The 5,390-nt window shown below is 65.6% G+C and carries 7 protein-coding genes; 4 read left to right on the top strand and 3 right to left on the bottom strand.

Going from position 1 to position 5,390, the window contains the following annotated elements:
- The 3 genes from JHD73_RS26415 to JHD73_RS26405 form a co-directional block, all read right to left on the bottom strand.
- On the bottom strand, window positions 1-313 hold a 313-nt coding region (locus JHD73_RS26415; protein WP_199033113.1), incomplete at its 3' end, for a DUF4166 domain-containing protein.
- A complete protein-coding gene (locus tag JHD73_RS26410) occupies window positions 310-804 on the bottom strand; it encodes a hypothetical protein (protein WP_233177164.1) in 495 nt (164 codons plus the stop codon). The genes JHD73_RS26415 and JHD73_RS26410, both read right to left, overlap by 4 nt.
- Window positions 805-1,884 (bottom strand): NAD(P)/FAD-dependent oxidoreductase, encoded by a 1,080-nt coding sequence (locus JHD73_RS26405; protein ID WP_199033112.1) that lies wholly within the window; start codon window positions 1,882-1,884, stop codon window positions 805-807.
- 162 nt (window positions 1,885-2,046) lie between these two features.
- Here JHD73_RS26405 and JHD73_RS26400 point away from each other — a divergent pair, with 162 nt between their 5' ends.
- The 4 genes from JHD73_RS26400 to JHD73_RS26385 form a co-directional block, all read left to right on the top strand.
- Window positions 2,047-2,907 (top strand): 3',5'-nucleoside bisphosphate phosphatase, encoded by an 861-nt coding sequence (locus tag JHD73_RS26400; protein ID WP_199033111.1) that lies wholly within the window; start codon window positions 2,047-2,049, stop codon window positions 2,905-2,907.
- Between the two features lie 36 nt (window positions 2,908-2,943).
- Window positions 2,944-3,567 carry an L-threonylcarbamoyladenylate synthase gene (locus JHD73_RS26395; protein WP_199033110.1) on the top strand — a complete coding sequence of 208 codons (624 nt, stop codon included), beginning with the start codon at window positions 2,944-2,946 and terminating at the stop codon, window positions 3,565-3,567.
- 65 nt (window positions 3,568-3,632) lie between these two features.
- Complete coding sequence (locus JHD73_RS26390) at window positions 3,633-4,298, top strand: site-2 protease family protein (protein WP_199033109.1); 666 nt, start codon at window positions 3,633-3,635, stop codon at window positions 4,296-4,298.
- A 21-nt stretch (window positions 4,299-4,319) separates the two neighbouring features.
- The coding region (locus tag JHD73_RS26385) for a tryptophan--tRNA ligase (protein WP_199033108.1) at window positions 4,320-5,390 on the top strand (1,071 nt) is incomplete at its 3' end.

The following is a 5,390-nucleotide window of genomic DNA, read 5'->3' as shown; positions in this document are numbered from 1 at the left end:
CTGCGCCGAGCCGCTCCATGATGCGCCCCTGATGCAGCGACAGCGTGGAGCGCATCGTCTGGCGCGGGAAATGGCGTGTCCAGGTCTCTTGGGTGGCGGTGGCGTCGAGTGTGAAACGGATTGGGCCGCGCGTCGGTGTGCGTGGTGTGCGAATGCACCAGGCTAGGCCGCGTGCCATGCAGGTGGCGGGCGGTTCTGTCTCGACCTCGCCGCGCAGTGTCACCAGCCCGGCCATCCGATGAAAGGCCTGCACGGCGGGCGCAAGCTGCGCGTACTGTGTGCCGAGCACCGTTTCATAGAGCGAGGCGGTCATGCCTGCGCCTCACGCATCGTGATCGCCAGGCCATCGGTCTCGCGCGCAAAGTCGTCCAGCGTCAGCAAGCCGACGCACGGCATTGCTCCACGCTGCGGCAGTTTGCCTTCCAGGAGCCGACGGACCAGCGCTGCGGCAGCGAGTGTCGGCACGTAAGGGCCGTCGCCGCGAACGGCTAGCAGGTGCCACAGGCGCGAGTGCAAGGTGCCGTCGGCATCCCCGCCTTCGACACGCAGGTGCATGCCGCCCACATCTGAGCCCCAGTGCAGGAACCAGTCGGATACGGCTTTCAGCCAGCGCGTGTGTCGCGACCAATCGTTGACGATGCCAGCCCGCACCAGTGCGGTCAGGGCCTGTGCCTGCGTCAGTGATCGCCCGGCAATCGTCACCGTCAGCGACGCGTGGACGGACAGGCGCTCGACCAGCCGCCGCCCGAAAAAGCCGTAGCCGCCGATGACAACGACGTGCGCTGCACGCAGGGGCGCGGCCATTCAACCCGCCGTCACATGCAGCTTGGTCTGTAGTCCAGCGTCGTTGCTTGAGTGTGTATGCACCAGCGCCTTGTCAGGGTTCGCGTAGCGGTATGCGCGGCGCAGCGCCATCGCCACCTCGTGGAAGCCCGAGAGGATCAGCTTTTGCTTGTTCGGATACAGCGCGATATCGCCAGCGGCAAAGACGCCGGGCCGTGAAGTTTCATACGCGGTGGTTTCCACTGCGATGCGGCCGGCACGCATTTCCACGCCCCAGTTGGCGATCGGGCCGGGCTCGGAAACCAGTCCATACAGTGCAATCACCTCATCGCAGGGCAAGGTGACTTCGCCCTCGCGCCCGCGGACTGCGACGCCGGTGAGCGTGCCATCGGGCGTACTGTCCAGCCGCGAGAGCATGCCGAGCACGAAGTCCATCTCACCCGCAGCAACGGCGGCGCGCATCTCGGCAACGGAGGCATCGGCAGCGCGGAAGCCTTCACGCCGGTGCACGAGCGTGACGCGCGCGGCAGTCTTGCGCAGCGCCAGTGCCCAGTCGAGCGCGGAATCTCCGCCGCCGGCAATCACGACCCGCTTGCCTGCAAAGCGGGCGGTGTCGCGCACGGCGTAGTGCACGTGGCGACCTTCCAATGCCGCAGCCTCGGGCAGGGACACGCGTTGCGGGGCAAAGGCGCCATTGCCAGCCGTGATAAGCACGGCTGCACAGTCGAAGACGTCGCCGGCACTGGTGGTGACGCGGAACCGCTGGCCGTGCTCGCCTTGGATGGTTTCCACTGTTTCAGCGCGCCGGCCACACAGGATTGGGTAGTTGAACGGCGCGCACTGGGCCATCAGCCGGTCGACCAGTTCCTGCGCGGTGCAAGACACCAGCGCGGGGATGTCGTAGATCGGTTTTTCCGGATACAGCTCGGTGCACTGGCCGCCCGGGCGGTCCAGCGCATCCACCAGTACGCACGACAGCCCCAGGACGCCCGCCTGGAACGCCGCGAACAGGCCAACCGGCCCGGCACCCACCACGAGCACGTCGATGCGCTGTTCGACCGGCTGAGTGGAATTGGCGGGGAGGGTGGCTGGGGTGGTCATGGCAAAGCGAAGAGAACGAAACAATGCGGCCACTATAGCGTGCGGCGGGCCATGGGCCGCCAACACCGCCACGAGTAGTCGGGTCTTCTCGGTCTTTTCCCGATCGACGCCGAGTGGTGCGGGCGGCCCCCCGATTCCGCGTCGCAGCAGTAAAATGACGGAATGCCTAATCTTTCTACTGCCTCCACCCGCAACGCTGATCTGCACTGTCACTCCACGGTGTCGGACGGTCTGCTTGCGCCGCAAGACGTGGCTGCGCGTGCCGCTGCGCATGGTGTGACGCTGTGGGCGCTGACCGATCACGACGAAGTGGGCGGACAAGCGGCCGCGCGAGAGGCGGCCGAGTCGCTTGGCATGGCCTATCTGTCGGGCGTGGAGATTTCCGTCACCTGGGCTGGGCGCACACTGCACATCGTTGGTTTGGGCATCGACCCGGACAACGCCGAGCTGGTGCAGGGGCTGGAGCGCACACGCTCGGGCCGCTGCGCCCGCGCGGAAGACATGAGTGAGGCGCTTGCCAAGCTGGGTATCCAAGATGCCTATGAGGGCGCGCTGGGCTACGCCGGCAACCCGGACATGATCTCGCGCACCCACTTCGCGCGCTTCCTGGTCGAGCATGGCCACTGCCGCGATATTCAGGAAGTGTTCAGTCGCTACCTTGGCGAAGGCAAACCGGGCTACGTGCCGCACCGCTGGTCACGTCTGACTGAGGCAATCGGGTGGATCAAGGGCGCCGGCGGTGTCGCGGTGATGGCGCATCCGGGCCGTTACACGCTCTCGCTGGTCGAGCACAGCGCGCTGTTCGACGAATTCAAGGATCTGGGCGGTGAGGGCGTTGAAGTCATTACCGGCAGCCATACGCCCGATCAATATGCGCTGTACGCCGATGTGGCACGCCGCTATGGCTTGCTGGCCTCGCGTGGCTCGGATTTCCACGGCCCGGGCGAAGGCCGCATTGAACTGGGCGAGCTTCCGCCGCTGCCCGACAACCTGACGCCGGTGTGGAGCCGGTGGATGTCTTAACCCCATCGTCCACCTAACCCATCCCCAGCACCCCGCATGTCCCAGTTCTTCCAGATTCACCCGACCACGCCGCAAGGGCGCTTGATTCGCCAGGCGGCGGAAATCATCCGCGCGGGTGGCCTGGTCGCGCTGCCCACCGATTCCTGCTACGCATTGGCCTGCCATCTGGACGACAAGTCGGCCGTGGAGCGCCTGCGCCGCGTACGCGGCATCGACGAGAAGCAACACCTCGCGCTGATGTGCCGGGACCTTTCTGAGCTGGCCACATTTGCACGCGTCGACAACAAGCAGTACCGCGTGGTGAAGGCGGCCACGCCGGGGCCGTTCGTGTTCCTGCTCGAAGCGACCAAGGAGGTGCCACGCCGGCTCTCGCACCCGTCGCGCAAGACCATCGGCCTGCGTGTACCGGAACACGCGATTCCCCTGGCGCTGATGGCCGAACTGGGCGAGCCGCTGCTCACCTCCACGCTGCAATTGCCCGGCGACGATGCGCCGCTGAACGAGGCCGAGACCATCCGCGAGCGGCTGGAGAAGCAGCTCGAACTCGTCATCGACGGCGGGCCAGCCCCGGCCGAGCCCACCACCGTTATCGACTTGACCAGTGGCGAGCCGGAGCTTGTGCGTCTTGGGCGGGGCGATCCGGCCCGCGTTGGCCTGTAGGCACGTGCCGATGCGCTATGTGCGGCCGGCGTGCCGCCGCGCGCGCTTGCTACAATAGCCCGCCTATGGACCCCACACTGATCCAGAACATCGCGGTTTACGCGATCCCCGTCCTGTTCGCCATCACGTTGCATGAGGCGGCGCACGGCTATGTCGCCAAGCACTTTGGCGACGACACGGCCTATGTGATGGGCCGCATCAGCATCAACCCGCTGCGGCACATTGATCCCATCGGCACGATTGCGATGCCGCTGCTGCTGTATTTCGCCACCAAGGGTGCGTTCGTATTCGGCTATGCAAAGCCAGTGCCTGTGCGCTTCGGCCGCCTGCGTGATCCGCGTTGGCATGGCATGTGGGTGGCGCTGGCCGGGCCGGCCTCCAACTTTATCCAGGCGATTGTCTGGGGCGTGTTGGCGGTGCTGTTTGCCGTGGGCGGTGTGAACGAGCCATTCCTGATCGGCATGGCGCGCGCGGGCATTCTGGTCAATATGGTGATGGCAGCGTTCAACATGTTTCCACTGCCCCCGCTCGATGGCGGGCGCGTGCTGGCGGCGCTACTGCCGCCGCGGATGGCGCTGGGCCTGTCGCGCATCGAGCCGTTCGGCTTCTTTATCGTGATGGCGCTGATCATCTCCAACGTCATCACCAACGTCTGGATGCGCCCGATCATGGCGCTGCTGTTTCAACTGCTGCAGTGGATCCTGAGCCCACTGCAGATGCTGTTTTCTTAAGTCTCCCAATCCATTTCCCACATGTTTCCTGACCGCGTACTCTCCGGCATGCGTCCGACCGGTGCTCTGCACCTGGGGCACTACCACGGCGTTCTGAAAAACTGGGTCCGGCTGCAGGCCGAATACCCGTGCTTCTTCTTCGTCGCCGACTGGCACGCGCTGACCACGCACTACGAATCGCCCGAGGTGATCGAGGCGTCGGTGTGGGAAATGCTGATCGACTGGCTGGCCGCCGGCGTTGACCCGTCGCAGGCGACGCTGTTCATCCAGAGCCGTGTGCCGGAGCACGCCGAGTTGTTCCTGCTGCTGTCGATGGGCACGCCGCTGGGCTGGCTCGAACGCGTGCCGACCTACAAGGACCAGATCGAGAAGCTCAAGGAGAAGGACCTCTCCACCTACGGCTTCCTCGGTTATCCGCTGCTGCAGGCCGCCGATATCCTGATCTACCGCGCCGGCTTCGTGCCGGTGGGCGAAGACCAGGTGCCGCACGTCGAAATGACGCGCGAAGTCGCCCGCCGCTTCAACTACCTGTACGGCCGCGAGCCCGGCTTCGAAGAGAAGGCGCTGGAGGCGGCCAAGAAGCTCGGCGGCAAGCGCGCCAAGCTGTATCTCGAACTGCGTACCGCCTATCAGGAGCGCGGCGAAGACGAGGCCCTGGAACAGGCCCGCGCACTGCTGGCCGAATCGCAGAGCCTCTCGATGGGCGACCGCGAGCGCTTGTTCGGCTATCTGGAAGGCGCCCGCAAGATCATCCTGCCCGAACCGCAGGTGCTGCTGACGGAGGCATCGCGCATGCCTGGCCTCGACGGCCAGAAGATGTCCAAGTCTTACGGCAACACGATCCGTATGCGCGAGGATAAGGAAAGCGTCGAGAAAAAGGTTCGCACCATGCCGACCGACCCGGCCCGTGTGCGCCGCACTGACCCGGGCGATCCGGACAAGTGCCCGGTCTGGCAACTGCACCAGGTCTACTCTGACGCAGACACGAAGGAGTGGGTGCAGAAGGGCTGCCGCAGCGCCGGCATCGGTTGCCTGGAGTGCAAGCAGCCCGTGATCGAAGGCATCCTGCGCGAGCAGCAGCCGATGCTCGAA

The organism is Ralstonia sp. ASV6, from assembly GCF_016429285.1.
In the GTDB taxonomy this organism is placed as follows: Bacteria; Pseudomonadota; Gammaproteobacteria; order Burkholderiales; family Burkholderiaceae; genus Ralstonia; species Ralstonia flaminis.
This window is presented reverse-complemented; position numbering and strand designations above follow the sequence as displayed.

Coding starts and splice junctions, on each gene's coding strand:
- JHD73_RS26400 (WP_199033111.1), top strand. CDS start 2,047: ATGCCTAATCTTTCTACTGCCTCCACCCGCAACGCTGATCTGCACTGT.
- JHD73_RS26390 (WP_199033109.1), top strand. CDS start 3,633: ATGGACCCCACACTGATCCAGAACATCGCGGTTTACGCGATCCCCGTC.
- JHD73_RS26395 (WP_199033110.1), top strand. CDS start 2,944: ATGTCCCAGTTCTTCCAGATTCACCCGACCACGCCGCAAGGGCGCTTG.
- JHD73_RS26405 (WP_199033112.1), bottom strand. CDS start 1,884: ATGACCACCCCAGCCACCCTCCCCGCCAATTCCACTCAGCCGGTCGAA.
- JHD73_RS26410 (WP_233177164.1), bottom strand. CDS start 804: ATGGCCGCGCCCCTGCGTGCAGCGCACGTCGTTGTCATCGGCGGCTAC.